Origin of the sequence: Sphingomonas olei (assembly GCF_045369765.1) — a bacterium.
Taxonomy (GTDB): Bacteria; Pseudomonadota; Alphaproteobacteria; order Sphingomonadales; family Sphingomonadaceae; genus Sphingomonas; species Sphingomonas panaciterrae.
Map to the genome: position 1 here is coordinate 218880 of NZ_JBIQEU010000001.1, position 14842 is coordinate 233721.

Annotated in this window: 13 protein-coding genes; 4 read left to right on the plus strand and 9 right to left on the minus strand. The window is 66.4% G+C overall.

The genetic code is table 11. The features are described from left to right. Positions 1-89: 89 nt before the first annotated feature. Entirely contained in the window at positions 90-296 is a 207-nt protein-coding gene (gene rpsU, locus ACH0BU_RS01130) for a 30S ribosomal protein S21 (protein ID WP_007404630.1), read from the minus strand. Positions 297-493: 197 nt separating this feature from the next. Here rpsU and cysS point away from each other — a divergent pair, with 197 nt between their 5' ends. Then, complete coding sequence (gene cysS, locus ACH0BU_RS01135) at positions 494-1924, plus strand: cysteine--tRNA ligase (RefSeq protein WP_500263550.1); 1431 nt, start codon at positions 494-496, stop codon at positions 1922-1924. A 12-nt stretch (positions 1925-1936) separates the two neighbouring features. Here the strand turns inward: cysS and ACH0BU_RS01140 are convergent, their stop codons facing one another. Then, entirely contained in the window at positions 1937-2899 is a 963-nt protein-coding gene (locus tag ACH0BU_RS01140; RefSeq protein WP_500263551.1) for a M48 family metallopeptidase, read from the minus strand. Positions 2900-2946: 47 nt separating this feature from the next. Here ACH0BU_RS01140 and ACH0BU_RS01145 point away from each other — a divergent pair, with 47 nt between their 5' ends. Next, positions 2947-3885, plus strand: a complete 939-nt coding sequence (locus ACH0BU_RS01145) for a D-2-hydroxyacid dehydrogenase (RefSeq protein WP_500263552.1) — start codon at positions 2947-2949, stop codon at positions 3883-3885. 20 nt (positions 3886-3905) lie between these two features. On the opposite strand, the gene ACH0BU_RS01150 is transcribed toward ACH0BU_RS01145, so the two are convergent. From ACH0BU_RS01150 to ACH0BU_RS01165, 4 genes are all read right to left on the minus strand, one after another. Next, the gene (locus ACH0BU_RS01150; RefSeq protein ID WP_046409240.1) at positions 3906-4292 is read right to left on the minus strand and encodes a response regulator; all 387 of its coding nucleotides are present in this window, start codon (positions 4290-4292) and stop codon (positions 3906-3908) included. Next, positions 4289-6748: a sensor histidine kinase gene (locus ACH0BU_RS01155; protein ID WP_500263553.1), complete on the minus strand. Its 2460-nt coding sequence runs from the start codon at positions 6746-6748 to the stop codon at positions 4289-4291. Before ACH0BU_RS01155 ends, ACH0BU_RS01150 begins: the two co-directional genes overlap by 4 nt. After that, positions 6748-7842, minus strand: coding sequence for an EAL domain-containing protein (locus tag ACH0BU_RS01160; protein ID WP_500263554.1), 1095 nt, complete (start codon positions 7840-7842; stop codon positions 6748-6750). The genes ACH0BU_RS01155 and ACH0BU_RS01160 overlap by 1 nt, the downstream gene beginning before the upstream one ends. Before the next feature lie 734 nt (positions 7843-8576). Then, a complete protein-coding gene (locus ACH0BU_RS01165; protein WP_500263555.1) occupies positions 8577-9461 on the minus strand; it encodes a tyrosine-type recombinase/integrase in 885 nt (294 codons plus the stop codon). Between the two features lie 58 nt (positions 9462-9519). On the opposite strand from ACH0BU_RS01165, the gene ACH0BU_RS01170 reads away from it, so the two are divergent. Then, positions 9520-11688 (plus strand): primosomal protein N', encoded by a 2169-nt coding sequence (locus ACH0BU_RS01170; RefSeq protein ID WP_500263556.1) that lies wholly within the window; start codon positions 9520-9522, stop codon positions 11686-11688. A gap of 9 nt (positions 11689-11697) precedes the next feature. Here ACH0BU_RS01170 and ACH0BU_RS01175 read toward each other — a convergent pair whose 3' ends face one another. Genes ACH0BU_RS01175 through ACH0BU_RS01185 form a run of 3 tightly spaced genes read right to left on the minus strand, consistent with a single transcriptional unit; the run spans position 11698 to position 14124 of the window. Then, positions 11698-12195: a Smr/MutS family protein gene (locus ACH0BU_RS01175; RefSeq protein WP_500263678.1), complete on the minus strand. Its 498-nt coding sequence runs from the start codon at positions 12193-12195 to the stop codon at positions 11698-11700. 31 nt (positions 12196-12226) lie between these two features. Then, a complete protein-coding gene (gene mltA, locus ACH0BU_RS01180; RefSeq protein WP_301090767.1) occupies positions 12227-13480 on the minus strand; it encodes a murein transglycosylase A in 1254 nt (417 codons plus the stop codon). Continuing rightward, the gene (locus ACH0BU_RS01185) at positions 13480-14124 is read right to left on the minus strand and encodes a Tim44/TimA family putative adaptor protein (protein ID WP_500263557.1); all 645 of its coding nucleotides are present in this window, start codon (positions 14122-14124) and stop codon (positions 13480-13482) included. The genes mltA and ACH0BU_RS01185 overlap by 1 nt, the downstream gene beginning before the upstream one ends. Positions 14125-14274: 150 nt before the next feature. Between ACH0BU_RS01185 and secB the strand changes: the two genes are divergently transcribed. Further along, the gene (gene secB, locus ACH0BU_RS01190) at positions 14275-14802 is read left to right on the plus strand and encodes a protein-export chaperone SecB (protein ID WP_125944296.1); all 528 of its coding nucleotides are present in this window, start codon (positions 14275-14277) and stop codon (positions 14800-14802) included. Positions 14803-14842 lie beyond the last annotated feature (40 nt).

Sequence of the window (14842 nt, forward strand, 5' to 3'; positions counted from 1 at the left end):
GGCGTACCGCCCCCGGGTGGCAACATCAGATATCTTTGATCGAGTCGGCCAGCACTGTTGGCGGCGAGCCGACTCGAGAAAGCCGGTTCTTACCGGGCGCCGTCACGCTCGGCGCGCTTGCGCTCCAGCTTGCGCGCACGACGAACCGCAGCGGCACGCTCGCGAGCGCGCTTTTCCGACGGCTTCTCATAGTGGCGGCGCAACTTCATCTCGCGGTACACGCCTTCACGCTGCAGCTTCTTCTTGAGCGCACGCAGGGCCTGGTCGACGTTGTTGTCGCGAACGATGATCTGCATAAAACCGACACTTCTCCGAGATCTGAAACAGCCCGATTCCGTCAAACGGAAACGGCGGCACCAAGCATCGCCTGCGCCGTGAACCCGCTGCGTCTACCACCAGCCCGCCACCCGTGCAACCCGCTGGTCTGTGGCGATTACATCACAGCGCCAGACCCGCCCTTTTCGGCCGCCGATCACGCGGGTAGAGCGCGGGCATGACGCCGTTATCGCTGTACGACAGCCTGTCGCGCTCCCTGCGCGTTTTCGAACCGCTTGATCCGCAGCGCGGGGTGCGAGTCTATTCCTGCGGCCCGACCGTCTACAATTACGCGCATATCGGCAATCTGCGCGCCTATGTGTTCACCGACACGCTGTCGCGCACGCTGACGTGGAAGGGTTACGCCCTGACCCATGTCATCAACATCACCGATGTCGGCCATCTGACATCGGACGCCGATGCCGGTGACGACAAGATGGAAGCGGCCGCCCGACGGGCGGGTCAGGACATCTGGGCGATCGCGCGTCATTACACCGACGCGTTCAAGCGCAACCTGGCGGATCTCAACATCCGCAACCCGACTCACCTGCCGCTGGCGACCGATCACATCGCGGAGATGATCGATTTCGCCGCCGCGATCGAGCCGAAGCATTGCTACCGTCTGGAAAGCGGGCTGTACTTCGATGTGACGACGGTGCCGGATTACGGCCGCCTTGCGCGATTGAAGGACGATGCGGGAGAGAGTCGGATCGATCCGGTCGACGGCAAGCGCCATGCGCAGGATTTCGCGATCTGGCGCACCTCCGCGCCGGGTGAGAACCGCCAGATGGAATGGGATTCGCCCTGGGGCCGCGGCGCGCCAGGCTGGCATCTGGAATGTTCGGTGATGAGCCAGAAGTATCTGGGCGAATCGTTCGACATCCATACCGGCGGGATCGACCATCGCGAGATCCACCATCCCAACGAGATCGCGCAGAATCAGGCGCATTGCCACTGCGCCGACACGGGTGCCGCCTTCTGGATGCACAACAACTTCCTGGTCGAGCGGGCGGGCAAGATGAGCAAGTCGTCGGGAGAGTTCCTGACGCTGCAAGCGCTCGTGGACCGTGGCTACCATCCGCTGTCGTACCGGATGCTGTGCCTGCAGGCGCATTATCGCAGCGAGCTGGAGTTCTCGTGGGAGAATCTGGCCGCGGCACAGGTGCGATTGAAGCGGATGGTGCAGGCGATCGAAGGCTTGCGGTCGCGCGCGGACGGCCCGTCCAAGGGCTCTGCCGCCGAGTATCGCGCGCAGCTTGATGCCGCGATCTCCGACGATCTGGCAACGCCGCGCGTGCTGCCCGTGCTCGACGCGTTGCTGGGAGACAAGAAGGTGTCGGCCGGCGATCGGCTGGCCGCGATGGGTGACTTTGTCGAGGTTCTGGGCCTGCCGCTCGATAGGCTGCGGCGCGAGGACCTTCGCGTCCGACCGTCCACGGCGACGATCACGGCGGAGGTGATCGAGGCACGGCTTGAGGAGCGCAAGGCAGCGCGGGCCGCGAAGGACTTTGCCGCATCGGACGCGATCCGCGACGAGCTTGCGGCAGCCGGCGTCGAGGTGATGGACGGCGATCCGCTGGGCTGGGACTGGCGCGTGCCGGCCGCCTGAGCGGCCGGCCCATTACTTCATCGGCTGGTCACGCCCTGCGAGGATCGGCGGGATGACGGGGCGCTGTTGCTCTGCGAGCGACGCGGCCGCGGTATCGATCGCGGCGACGCGCCGCTTCGTTGCCGGATGGGTGCGGCTGCGGAACAGCCCGCCATCGATGTCGCCGCCGCGCTGCTGCCAGAAGCGCGCGGCGGACGCCGGATCATAGCCCGCATTGTAGAGCAGGACGACGCCCAGTTGATCGGCCTCGAGCTCCGCCGCCTGCCCGAGGCTGGCGTTGCGGCCGATCTCCCCCAGCAGCCCGCCCTTCACGCCCGCCGCCTCCAGCCGGACGCGGTGGCGCAGGATGTTGTGGGCCAGTTCATGCGCGACGATCACGGCAACCTCGTCATCGCGATAGCGCTCAAAGAAGCGGACCCCGATCTGCACAATCTTGCCATCTGCCTGCGCCGTCATCGCGGGGCCGAGCAGAACCTCGAACCGGCTGCGGCAGCCGGCGGGCGCGTTGATCGCGATGTCCTGTGCCGCGCCGCCGCCGCGCGTTACCGTAACGCGAACAGGCGACGCGGCCCCTTCCAGAAGCGAGAGCGCCAAATCGCGATCAACGCTGGAGGGCGGCGCACTGGAGGCGGTCAGCGCGCGCGCGCCGATCGACAGCAGGCCATCATCAGCGGAGACGCCCGCCGCCGCGGCGGCCGAGCCAGGCACCACGCCCTCCACGGCGATCGGGGCGGAGAAGCCGAACACCTGCCGCGCGGCAGGCTGGGTATCGCGGTCATATTGGTTGATCGCATGAACCACCATGCCGGTCGCCGGCGCCTGATCCTGGCACAAGGGCGCGTTGGCAGTGACCAGGCGGTGCGCGATGGTGGCGAGGCGTAGATCGATCGCGCGCAGTGCTTCAAGGCTGGCGGCGTCGAGCCCCGCGGCCGGAGCGGGCATCGGGGCGGCGGCGGCGATGAGTAAGGCAATCACGCGTTGATGATAGGCGACCCCTGGATCACGCGCTATCACCCTTGTCCATGAAGGCTGTTCTCCCCGCGCTCGCCCGTCCGCTGCTGGAATCGCAGCTCCCTCACGATCTGGAGGTGGCATGGTGGTCCAGCCCTGCCGACGCCAAGGAGATGATCGGCGACGCCGAGATTGCGTGGGTGGACATGCAGCCGACGCGGCTGACCGAGGAAACGCTGCGCGCCGCGGGGCCGGCGCTGCGCTGGGTGACGACGATCTATGCCGGACTGGATGCCTTTCCGCTCGACACGCTGCGCGAACGCGAGGCGACGTTGACCAATGGCGTCGGGATCAATGCCATTGCGGTGGCGGAATATGCCGTGTTGGGCGTGTTGGCCGCGGCCAAGCGCTTCGACGAAGTGGTGCGCGCCCAGGATCGCGCCGAGTGGCTGCGCGACTCGCCGGGCAAGATCGAGCTTGCCGACACCAAGGCGATCATCATCGGCTATGGCGCGATTGGCCGCTTGATCGCCGAGCGGCTAGCGGCGTTCGGCGTTGAGGTGACGGGTGTCACCCGGTCCGGCAGCGACGGGACGCTGACCCCGGACGCATGGCGCGCGCAACTGGGCGATTACGACTGGGTGATTCTGGCCGCGCCGTCGACCAGCGAGACGAAGGCGATGATCGGGGCGGCGGAGCTCGCGTCGATGAAGCGCGGTGCATGGCTGATCAACATCGCTCGCGGCGACATGATCGATGACGACGCGCTGCTGTCAGCATTGTCGAGCGGGTCGATCGGCGGCGCCTTTCTCGACCCGACGAATCCGGAGCCGCTGCCCGCGGATCATCCGCTGTGGATCGCGCCCAATTGCATGATCTCGATGCATCTGTCGGGCCGCAGCCAGACCAAGATGTTCCAGCGCGCAGCCGCTTTGTTCCTGCGCAACCTGGCCGCTTTCCGCGCGAAACAGCCGATGGAGAATGTCGCCGATCTCGACCGGGGCTATTGAGCCGCGACGAAGGTCCGCGATCAGCCGATCAGGCCGCCCTCGTCGGCGGCCAGCACCCGACCCATGGCATCGAACAGATTGTCCATCGCAACGGGCTTGAAGATCACGTCATCAGCGCCCGCCGCAAGACAGCGTTCGCGCAGGTCGACCGCGGTATCGGCCGTCACCACGATGATCGGCACCCGGCCCTTCTGATCAGGGCGCGCGCGAATGTGACGAATCGCGGTGATACCGTCCATGCCCGGCATGCGCAGATCGACCAGGAGCATGTCGAAATCCTGCCCATCGAGCAGCCGCAGCCCCTCTTCTGCGCTTTCCGCCTCGATCATGTCGGCACCCGCCACGTGAAGCATGTCGCGGACGACCCGACGATTCATCCTGTCGTCCTCGATGAAAAGGACGTTCATGGGCGTTTGCCGGAGAGGCAGTCTGATTGTTCCATTGCCGATACTATTATCGTCTCAAGCCGCCTCGAAGACAAGTCCAGTTGCGTTCTGTTCGGCTCCGAAAAGGGCGTTAACCAAGTTATCCTTGCGATGGGCTTTACGATGAACTGCGACACGCCTGATACGGCAAGTGCGGACTGCTCTTCCTCGGCCATCGCCGGGCCGAGCAACGTGATCCTGGCGTGCGGGGCGGCTGCTGCGATCTCCTCCACCGCAGCCGCTGCATTCTCCACAGCTTGAAGCGTTGCGTGATCGATCAGCACGATGGCGGGCTGGCGGTCGCACAGTATTTCGGTTGCTTCGCTGGCGCTGGCTGCAAAGGCGACGGTGCCGCCGCGCGGCTCGAGCAGCGCCTTGAACATCGCGCGCGTGATGGGATTGCGATCGATCACCAGCACACCCTCGCCTGCCGGCTGCGGTGAAGCCTCCTCCGCGGGCGCGGCGGGTTGATACGGCAACTCGAGCGTGAAGGTCGCTCCCTTGCCCTCTTCGCTGGAGACGGTGACGTCGCCCCCCATCGCGCGCGACAGGTTGCGGCAGATCGACAGGCCCAGCCCCGTGCCGCCGAACTGGCGCGTCGTGCCCGTATCGGCCTGTCGAAACGGTTCGAAGATGATCTCGTGCTTGTCAGGGGCGATACCAATTCCGGTATCGGCGACGGTCAGCCGCCACCGATCGCCGTGCACCGCGGCCTCGACCCGCACCGAGCCGGCGGGCGTGAACTTCACCGCATTGGAAAGCAGGTTGAAGATGATCTGGCGCAAGCGCATGCCGTCGACCAGCGCCCATTGCGGCGCATCGGCAATGGCGAGGTCAAACGTCAGCTTCTTGTCGCGCGCGGGGCCGACCCACAATTGGCCCGCCTCCTCCAGCACGCGCCGGATGTCGGTCGGCGCTTCCTCCAGCGTCATCTTGCCCGTTTCGATCTTGGCGACGTCGAGGATGTCGTCGACCAGCGCCCGCATCGTGATGCCGGCGCCCTGAACGACCGCCAGCCGATCGCGTGTCGGCGCATCCAGCCGCTCGTCGGCGAGCATCACCTGCGTCATGCCGAGGATGCCGTTGAGCGGGGTACGGATCTCGTGGCTGGTGGTCGCGAGGAATTCGGTCTTCGCCGTGAGTGCCTTGCCGAGCGCGATATTGGTCCGCGCGAGCGCGTTGCGGCTGCGCCGGATGGTGATCAGGCCGAATGCCAGCAGGCCGATGATCAGGAGCGTCGTTGCGCCCACCCCAAGCGTGATCCATTGTTGCGTCTGCGTGCGTGCGCGTTCGAACGCGACGGTCTTCTGGAGATCGGCCGCTTTCAGCTGGGCGATGCGCAGTTCCTGATTGGCGAAGTCGAACCGCGCCGCGGCGATTGCGGCACTGTTGGAGCGCGCGGTCTCGGTTGCGAGATCATCGAGCCGCTTCAGCGCGGCCAGGTGCTGGAGGGCGAGATCGCTGCGGCCCGCCTTTGAGTAGATCTTGTACGCAACATCATGTGCCTGACGGTCAGGAGACAGCGTGGCGGTGAGATCCGTCCCGGCGAAGCGCTGCGAGATCAGCCGCTCGGCGGTACCGACCGCACCACGCCGTATTGCCGCGTCTGCCGCAAGAACGACAAAGCTGGGATGATAGGAGGATGCTCCAGGTTGGCGCGTTAAGGCCAGACCTTCATCGATGGCGTCATCCGCGCTCACGGTCTTGCCACGATCAAGCCGGACATCAGCAATATTTGTCAGGGCTTGAGCATATACCAGCTTGCTCTTCATCTGCGCTGCGTAGTGCAGAGCTTTTCCGAATTCCGCCTCGGCCTGGGCCAACCGGCCGAGATCCTTGAGAGCAAGGCCGCGACCATTATGGATCGACAACAACAAGCCTGGGTCGCCGCGGTAAACCTCCAAGGCTTGATCGAAATAGCGCAACGCCGTCGCATGGTCTTTGCCAATCGAGTGAACGACGGCGAGCATGATCAGCGCTTTTGCGCGCCCGCGCGTGTCGCCCAATTCGCGGAACATGTCGTGCGCTCGGCGCAGATCGTCGAGCGCACGAGCCAATTTGCCCGTCGCATACAGAACACCGCCCTCTGAGAGGAGAATGTCGGCATTCAACTGTGATCTCGGCGCAGTGCGCTCAACGAGGACGCGGGCGGCTGCAAGGTCCTGCTCCGCAGCCTGGTGTTGGATGATACGGCTCTTCGCCTCCCCGCGCAGCCATCGCGTAGTCGCCTCCATGTGCGGCGACTTGGCCCGCCGGGCGTAATCCAATGCGGCAGACGCTTGATCGACGGCACTCGCGGGATCCGTCAGTATCTCCGCCTTGATCCCCGCGATCATGACGTCAAATCGCGCGTCGCGCGTCGACGCTGCAAGCGCAGTTCCCGCGAGAAGCAGCGGGAGGATGCTTGCGACAATGCGGGCCAGGAAGCCCCGCGTCATCACCCGCGCTTCCACGCCGTCGCCAACCCGTTGAATGAAGCGCGGCTATCTCGCGAGACATGATGGTGCTGGTCCTCCTCAAGGAAGGCCATCAGCGCCGGCAGCGCGACTGGGCGGCTGATGAGAAATCCCTGCACCATGTCGCATCCCATGACGGTCAGCAGGGCGAGCGCCGCATGCGTTTCCACGCCTTCGGCGACGACCTCCATCTCCAGGGCGTGCGCCAGATCGATCGTCGAGCGCACGATGAGGGGGTCGCGGTTCGAGCTGGTCAGCTGCGTGACGAAGAGCTTGTCGATCTTCAGCTCCCGGGCCGGCAGCTGCTTCAGATACGCCAAGCTCGACAGGCCGGCGCCGTAATCGTCGATTGCGACGATGATGCCAATGTCGGCGAAGCGTTGCAGGTTGGCGATCGCCGATTCGGGATCGCGGATGACGGAGGTTTCCGTCACCTCGAACCCGAGCTTGGCGTCCGCCTCGGCAACGAGCCGGCAGGTGGCATCGACGAAGGTCTGATCGGCAAGCAACTGACCCGAGATATTGATGAAGATGCGCAGGTCATGCCCGGCGGCAAGCAGCGTGCGCTGATCGTCGATCGCGCGGCGAATGGTCCACAGCGTCAGCAGGTCGATGACCTCGCCGTCCTCTGCCGCGCCGATGAAGTCGCCCGGCAGCACGAGGCCGCGCTCGGGATGGTGCCAGCGTACAAGTGCTTCGGCGCTGCTGATCTCCTGCCGCCGAACGTGGATCTTCGGCTGATAGGCGAGCAGCAGCTGATCCTCGGCAATCGCCGTGCGCAGTTCATCCGCCACGCGGCGAATGTCACGCGCTTCCGGGCCCACCAGGTCATGCCGCACCGGCGAGTGTGCCGACCGGGCCTCGACCAGCGCCGCCTCCGCCTCCTCGACCAGCCTGAGTTCATCGGTTTGCGGCACGCGGCCAGCCGCTGCGCCGAACACGACATCGACCTGATACATTTCGCCGTCCAGATCGAACATCGGCTCACACAGGTCGCGCAGGCGATCCAACGTCTCATCCAGGTCCGCCGCTCGACCACCCTCGAACGCAATCTCGATGCTGGTTCTGCCGGTCACGAGAAGGCGCAGATCAGGCAGCGCAGCCTCAATCCGGGATTGGACATCGGTGATCAGGAGGTCAGCGCGCGCGCAGCCAACATGCCGTCTAACACGCGCGAAATTGGCAATCTCCGCGAGGACCAGGAACCGCCAAGCGGGACGTTGCGCCGCCAAAGCGGAAAGCGTTGCCAGCGCCTGCTCTCGCGACGCGGGGACTTCGGGTTGTGAGCCGGGGCCAGCCATACCGTGCCGCAGCTAGCGCACCATGCCTAAACATACCTTTAATCACCGTCCAAAGTCGGGACGATCAAGATGGGCCGAATGAATGCGCTTGTGATATGGTAAACAAATCGTTAAATCACAGCATGCACCGTCAAAGGTGCTAAAAAACTAGGGAGTTCAACATGCTCGCTTTCATCATCGCGCTGATCTACGGCACCGAAATCAAGCCCTGGTAAGGGTTTCGTTCGGTCAGGTTGATCGGCAGAACTGCGGCTAGGCAGTATTTTTCCGATCAACAGCCGGACTGGTTCGCATTTGCGGACCAACACATGTTAAGATTAGCGTCTTGCGCTAATGGAACAGGGAGCCCTCATCGTCAGCGATGGGGGCTTTTTCCTGTCTTGTGCAGGTGACCGGCCTGGTTCGGCCGGTGCATCAGCCGCCCTCGGGCAGAAGAACGGCGCTCCGCCAGACGACATGAAAAGAAGACGCGCCCTGCAACGCCGCAGGGATCGCTCCCGGGCGTGCCCTCAGCCGCGCGGATGAGCGTGCCGGTAGACGTCGAGGAGGTGCGCCGCATCGACCGCGGTATAGATCTGAGTCGAACTCAGGCTGGCGTGACCAAGCAATTCCTGTAGCGCGCGCAGATCCGCGCCCCGGCCCAGCAAATGGGTCGCGAAGGAATGGCGCAGCGCATGCGGCGTCGTTCGGTTGGGCAAGCCCAGCGCGCCGCGCGCCGCCCTTACCTTTGCACGCACCACGCCTGCCGACAGCGGCCCGCCCCGTTGCCCTCGGAACAAGGGTGATTCACGGTCGATCGGCCAAGGGACGGCGGCCAGATAGGAGTCGAGCGCGCTGCGGACCGGAGGGATCAACGGCACGATGCGTTGCTTGTCGCGTTTCCCGGTGACGCGGATCGTCTCTCCCAGCGGCAGGACGGCGCCCGTGAGCCCCAGCGCCTCCCCGATTCGCAGCCCCGCCCCGTAGAGCAGGAGCAGCAAGGCCCAGTCGCGCTGGCCAATCCATGGCTCTGCCGCGCCCTCCGCCACTTCTTCCGCAAGCGCGACTGCCTCATGCGGCGCGACGGCGCGCGGCACGCCCTTGCGTACTCGAGGGCCCTTGAGCATCGGGACGCCGCTTGCGCCGGTGCCCCATTCCAGGAAAGCCCGCGCAGCCGACAATTCGCGCGCCGCCGAAGCGTTGGAGAGCCCCTCGCCCCGGCGCCGCGCGAGGAAAGCGCGAAGTTCCGCGGGCGTCAGGCCGGCGAGTTCCGCGCGACCGACCGGCATGCCGAGATGATCCTGCAGGAAGTCCACCAGGCGCTGTGCCGTGGCGCGATACGCCCGGACCGTGTGGATCGAGCGGCGTCGGTCACGAATCAAATGCTCGGCGAAGCTGGCGGGCAGGTCTTCCACCGCGAAACCGTATCACCTGCTTTCCTCCGAGTCGCCTGCGCCCCATATGCGCAGGCCGATGTCCCGTGCCCGTGTCCTTCTCCTCAATGCCGCTCTGGGTCCGCTCGATTACCGGGTGCCGCATGGCATGTCGGTCGAGCCAGGATCGATCGTCGTCGCCCCACTCGGCCCGCGCCAGTTGGTGGGCGTGGTCTGGGAGCCGGAGCGGATGCCGTCGGATGCGGAGGTGGGTGACAATCGCCTGCGCAACTTGCTGGCGGTTGCCGATGCGCCGCCACTGCGCCCGGCGCTGCGACGCCTGATCGAGTGGACGGCGGATTATTATCTCGCGCCGCCAGCGTCGGTGCTGCGCATGGCGCTGTCCTCCACCTCTGCGCTGGAAGGATCGCGGCTGGCGACGGAATATCGCGCGACGGGGCGCCTGCCGGAGCGGATGACGCCGCAGCGCGAGCAGGCATTGGAGCGAATCGGCGAGCGGCAAGGATTGATTCGCGAGCTCGCCACGATCGCCGATGTGTCCGACGGCGTGATACGCGGACTGGTGAAGCTGGGCGCGATCGAAAGCGTCGAAGTCGATATCGACAGCCCCTTTCCGGTCCCCGATCCCGATTTTGCACCGCCGGAACTGTCAGACCTTCAGCGGGCCGCCGCCGATTCGCTGGTGCGTGACGTCGTTGAAAAAACGTTTCGCCCGACGTTGCTCGACGGCGTTACCGGGTCGGGCAAGACCGAGGTCTATTTCGAGGCGGTGGCAGAGGCGCTGCGACAGGGGCGGCAGGTGCTTGTGCTGCTGCCGGAGATTGCGCTGACCGAACCGTTTCTTCGGCGGTTCAACGACCGGTTCGGCTGCGAACCCGTGCCGTGGCACTCGGGGCTTCGGTCGACGCAGCGGCGCCGTGCATGGCGCGCGATCGCGAGTGGAGAGGCGCGCGTGACGGTGGGCGCGCGATCCGCCTTGTTCCTGCCCTATGCCGATCTGGGGCTGATCGTCGTCGACGAAGCCCATGAGACGAGCTTCAAACAGGAAGACGGCGTTCATTATCACGCGCGCGACGTCGCGGTCATGCGGGGCAAGTTCGAAGACTGCCCGGTGATTCTTGCGTCTGCCACGCCAGCGATCGAGACACGGCAGCAAGTGACGCTGGGCAATTATGCCGAGGTGAAGTTGCCGGGACGGTTCGGTGCGGCGACCATGCCGGCGATCGAGGCGATCGACCTGCTGGAGCACAAGCCGGATCGTGGCCGCTGGATCGCGCCGCCGCTGGTAAAGGCGATCGAGGAAACGCTCGAACGGGGCGAGCAGTCGCTGCTGTTCCTCAATCGCCGCGGTTATGCGCCGCTGACGCTCTGCCGGCATTGCGGGCATCGCTTCCAATGCCCGAATTGTACCGCCTGGATGGTCGAGCATCGCCTGACGCGGCGGCTGGCGTGCCACCATTGCGGCCATGTCGAACCGATACCGCGCGCCTGCCCGGAATGTGGCGAAGAGGACAGCCTGGTTGCGTGTGGGCCCGGGGTGGAACGGATCGCTGATGAGGCGATGGCGCTGTTTCCGGAAGCACGAGTCGCGATCGTCACGTCCGACACGATCTGGTCACCGGCCAAGGCCGCCGAGTTCGTCGCGCGGATGGAGGAGGGCGCGATCGACATCGTGGTCGGCACGCAATTGGTGACCAAGGGCTATCACTTCCCCAACCTGACGCTGGTCGGCGTGATCGACGCCGATCTGGGGCTGGAGGGTGGCGATCTGCGGGCGGCGGAGCGGACGTTCCAGCAGATCCGGCAGGTCTCGGGGCGGGCCGGGCGTGGCGAGAAGCCGGGCCGCGTGTTCATCCAGACCCATTCGCCCGGGGCGCAGGTGATGCAGGCGCTGATCACCGGGGATGCGGATGCCTTTTACGCCGCGGAGGTGGAGGCGCGGCAGGATGCCGGGGCGCCGCCGTTCGGGCGCTATGCAGCGATCATCGTGTCGAGCGAGGATTCCGCCGCGGCGCAGGAGACGGCGCGGCTGATCGGGCGGAGCGCGCCGAAGGTGGAGGGGATGCATGTCTATGGCCCAGCCCCTGCCCCGCTCGCCATGCTGCGCGGACGGCACCGGTTCCGCCTGCTGGTGCATGCCAAGCGCACGCTGGACGTGCAGGACGTGATTCGCGACTGGCTGGGGGCGCTGGACTGGCCCACCAAGGTGCGGGTGGCGGTGGATGTCGACCCGTACAGTTTTCTCTAGCCGCCGCCGTCAGGCGCGAGGGCGGCGCAGGACGATGTAGAGCGCGCCCTGCCCGCCGTGACGGGGGTGCGCGTTGCGGACCGCGGCGATGGCGGAAGCGTGGCGGGAGCCGGCCAGCCAGTCGCCGATCGCGGCGCGGATCGCACCGCGGGCGTGGGGGCGCTCGCTCTCGGGGCGGGGCGGTTTTCCGGTCACCAGAAGCACCACCCGGTCGCCGTGGGCGATCGAGCGGGCGAGTGCGCCGTCGAGCATGTCATAGGCGGAATGGAGGGTGTGGCCGTGGAGGTCGATGGTCGCGTCGGGGCTGACGAGACCGCGCGACAGACGCTTGTCCCAGCCGCCATCCAGGGTCACGCCCGGCCCCGGACGTACGGGCGGCGGGGTCTTCACGGGGGTAATCGGCCTGTTTGCGGAGACTTTTGGCCTGCGATCAACCGGTGCCGGCCCCGGCACCGGGCGCGGCACGATCGTCACCGCCGCCGCGCGCAGCGGACGGACGGTGGCCATCACCCGCGCCCAGAGCGCGGCCTCGTCAGGATCAAGGGCGCGCGACACCGAGCCGGGCCAGCGTGCCCACCGGCACCAGCAGGAATGCGGTGCCGCGAGCGCTCATCCCGCCGGCGATCGCGCGGGCCTCCGCCCCAGCGCCCCAGAAGGTGTCGAAGCGGTTGGTGCCCTTGATCGCGCCGCCGGTATCCTGCGCCACCCAGAGGCCAGTCGCGTCGGTGCGGTCCATCGAAAGGAACACCGGCGCGCCAAGCGGCACGAAGCGCACGTCGGCGGCGACGGTCGCCTGATCGGAGACCGGCAGGCCCATCGCGCCGAGCGGTGGCCCGTCGAGTTCGCGGAAGAAGACGTAGCTCTTGTTCTCACGCATGATCTCCCGCCCCTGCGCGGGATTGGCGTGCAGCCAGGCGACGATGCCCTGCATGCTCGCCTCGCCACGGCCGATCAGCCCGCGGTCGAGCATCAGCTTGCCGATGCCGGTATAATCGCGGCCGTTCTGCGTTTCATAGCCGATCCGCAGCACCTGGCCGTCGGGCATGCGGACGAGGCCCGAGCCCTGCACCTGAAGGAAGAACAGCTCCACCGGATCGACGGCATAGCCGAGGATCCGCGCCTTGCCGGAAAGCGCGCCTTCCTCGATCATGGTGCGATCGTAATAAGGCACGAAATTGGTGCCTTCGACGCGGCCGCGGATCTTCTTGCCCTTCAGCGCCTCGGAAAACTGGCCGAGATCGACATCGACGAGATCGCTGGGGCGGCCGTAGATCGGCGCATAGCCCGGGCGGTGCGTGCGCGAGCCGGCGATTTCAGGGATGTAATAGCCGGTGGCGAATGCCTTGCCGTCGCCGACCTGAACGGTTTCGAACCAGCGGGTGAAGAAATCGCGCGGGTCGCCGCCACGCGCCGCGGCCTCACAGGCGGGCTTCCAGTCGGCGCCGCGCGTCAACCCGGTGGGGTCGGTACGGCGGACCAGCGAGGGGCAGCTGATGCGGAAGGCGGCCAGCGCGCGCGCCGCAGCGTCGCGGGTGATCGGCAGGCTGGCAACCGAAGGCCCCGCCGCAAGGCCAGCAGCGACGGCAGTGGTGGCACCGGCATTGGTCGTGGCCGGCAGCGGCGCCATCGGCGTCGCGGGCGTGGGCTGGCGTACCGGGCCGCTGGTGCGCGGCGGCTGTTGCTGGGACGTGCCGCGCGGCGGCGCTGAACCCGGCGTTGGCGGCACGACGCCGCCGACACAGGCCGACAGCGCCAGCGCCGCGGCCAGCGTAATCCCCCCCCGAAGATGCATCACGCTTCGTCGGTGTCCGACAGCTTCCAGTTGGGATCGCTGCTGCGCAGCGTGCGGGCGAAGGTCCAGACGTCGTGGGTTTCGAGCGCGTCGCTGGTCGACCCGGCGATCACATTGCCCTCCGCATCGCGCGTCACCGCGGCGATCAGCGCATCGAAGCGAACGGTGATTCGTGCTTCCTTGCCCTGCAGCGAGGCACCCGTGATCGTCGCCTTGTCGATCGACACCAGGCGATTGTCGAGCACCTGGCCCGCCGCCTGACGTGCCGCGATCGCATCGCTGAACGCGCGGCCGACATCGGGCGAGACGAGATCGCGGAGCGTATCCTCGTCACCCTTCCAGAAGGCCTCCAGGATCATGCGGTACGCCGCCTGCGCGCCATCGACGAAGCGATTGACGTCAAAGCCCTGTTCGGCGGCGATGATCGCGCGAATGCCAGGCTCGGCATTACCCTCAAACGGCTTCACCACCGGCTCACGCGGTTCGGCGGTCGTTTCCACGGCGCGCGGCAATGCACTGGCCACGACGCGGTCCTCCGCCGGCTTGGGCAATGGCTGCTCATGTCCCGTACGCTTGCCCAGCACCGAATAGAGCCGGAGCGCAAGGAATGCCGCAACCATCGCAAGAAGGACTATGTAGAACACCCGACCTCCGATACGCTAAGGTTCCAACATAGGGCGCAACGCGCCACGTTTCAAATGGGTGCCGGCGTTGAATCCGCCTTTGCCCCCTGCTAGGCGCCGGCCGCATGTGCGCGGCACCCCGCGCCCCCATCATCCTCAAGGAAGATTGACATGGACGAGCAGGACAACGGCGCCGGAATCGGCAACCAACCCGGCCAGGACGGCGCGCTGCCCAACGGCGCGGACAATGCCCCCGCCGTCGGCCTGCTGTCGCAATATGTGAAGGACCTGTCGTTCGAGAACCCGAACGCACCGGCCGTCTTCCAGGACGCACAGGGCCCGGAAATCAACGTCCAGTTCGACATCGCCGCCAATCAGGTGGCCGATGACGCGCACGAAGTGACGCTGAAGATCGAGGTTCGCGCCGAGACGCAGGGCCGTGTCACCTTCCTTGTCGAGCTGGCCTATGCCGGCCTGTTCGGCGTGCGCAACGTGCCGATGGACGCGCTGCAGCCGTTCCTGCTGGGCGAGGCACCGCGCCTGCTGTTCCCGTTCGCGCGCCGCGTCGTGGCCGACACGATCCGCGACGGCGGCTTCCCGCCGCTGCTGCTGGAGCCGATCGATTTCAACTCGCTGTACATGCAGCAGGCCGAGCAGCGCGACGCGCAGATCGCCTCGGGCAATTTCGGCCAGGCCTGAGCCTGATTGGGGCCATGATCCGCGGGCTGGCGCTGTGACG

Excerpts from the sequence above, each read along its gene's own strand:
- ACH0BU_RS01150 (WP_046409240.1), bottom strand. The coding sequence starts at position 4,292 with ATGAACGTCCTTTTCATCGAGGACGACAGGATGAATCGTCGGGTCGTC.
- rpsU (WP_007404630.1), bottom strand. The coding sequence starts at position 296 with ATGCAGATCATCGTTCGCGACAACAACGTCGACCAGGCCCTGCGTGCG.
- ACH0BU_RS01175 (WP_500263678.1), bottom strand. The coding sequence starts at position 12,195 with ATGGCCACCGTCCGTCCGCTGCGCGCGGCGGCGGTGACGATCGTGCCG.
- secB (WP_125944296.1), top strand. The coding sequence starts at position 14,275 with ATGGACGAGCAGGACAACGGCGCCGGAATCGGCAACCAACCCGGCCAG.
- ACH0BU_RS01170 (WP_500263556.1), top strand. The coding sequence starts at position 9,520 with ATGTCCCGTGCCCGTGTCCTTCTCCTCAATGCCGCTCTGGGTCCGCTC.
- ACH0BU_RS01145 (WP_500263552.1), top strand. The coding sequence starts at position 2,947 with ATGAAGGCTGTTCTCCCCGCGCTCGCCCGTCCGCTGCTGGAATCGCAG.
- cysS (WP_500263550.1), top strand. The coding sequence starts at position 494 with ATGACGCCGTTATCGCTGTACGACAGCCTGTCGCGCTCCCTGCGCGTT.
- mltA (WP_301090767.1), bottom strand. The coding sequence starts at position 13,480 with ATGCATCTTCGGGGGGGGATTACGCTGGCCGCGGCGCTGGCGCTGTCG.
- ACH0BU_RS01155 (WP_500263553.1), bottom strand. The coding sequence starts at position 6,748 with ATGACGCGGGGCTTCCTGGCCCGCATTGTCGCAAGCATCCTCCCGCTG.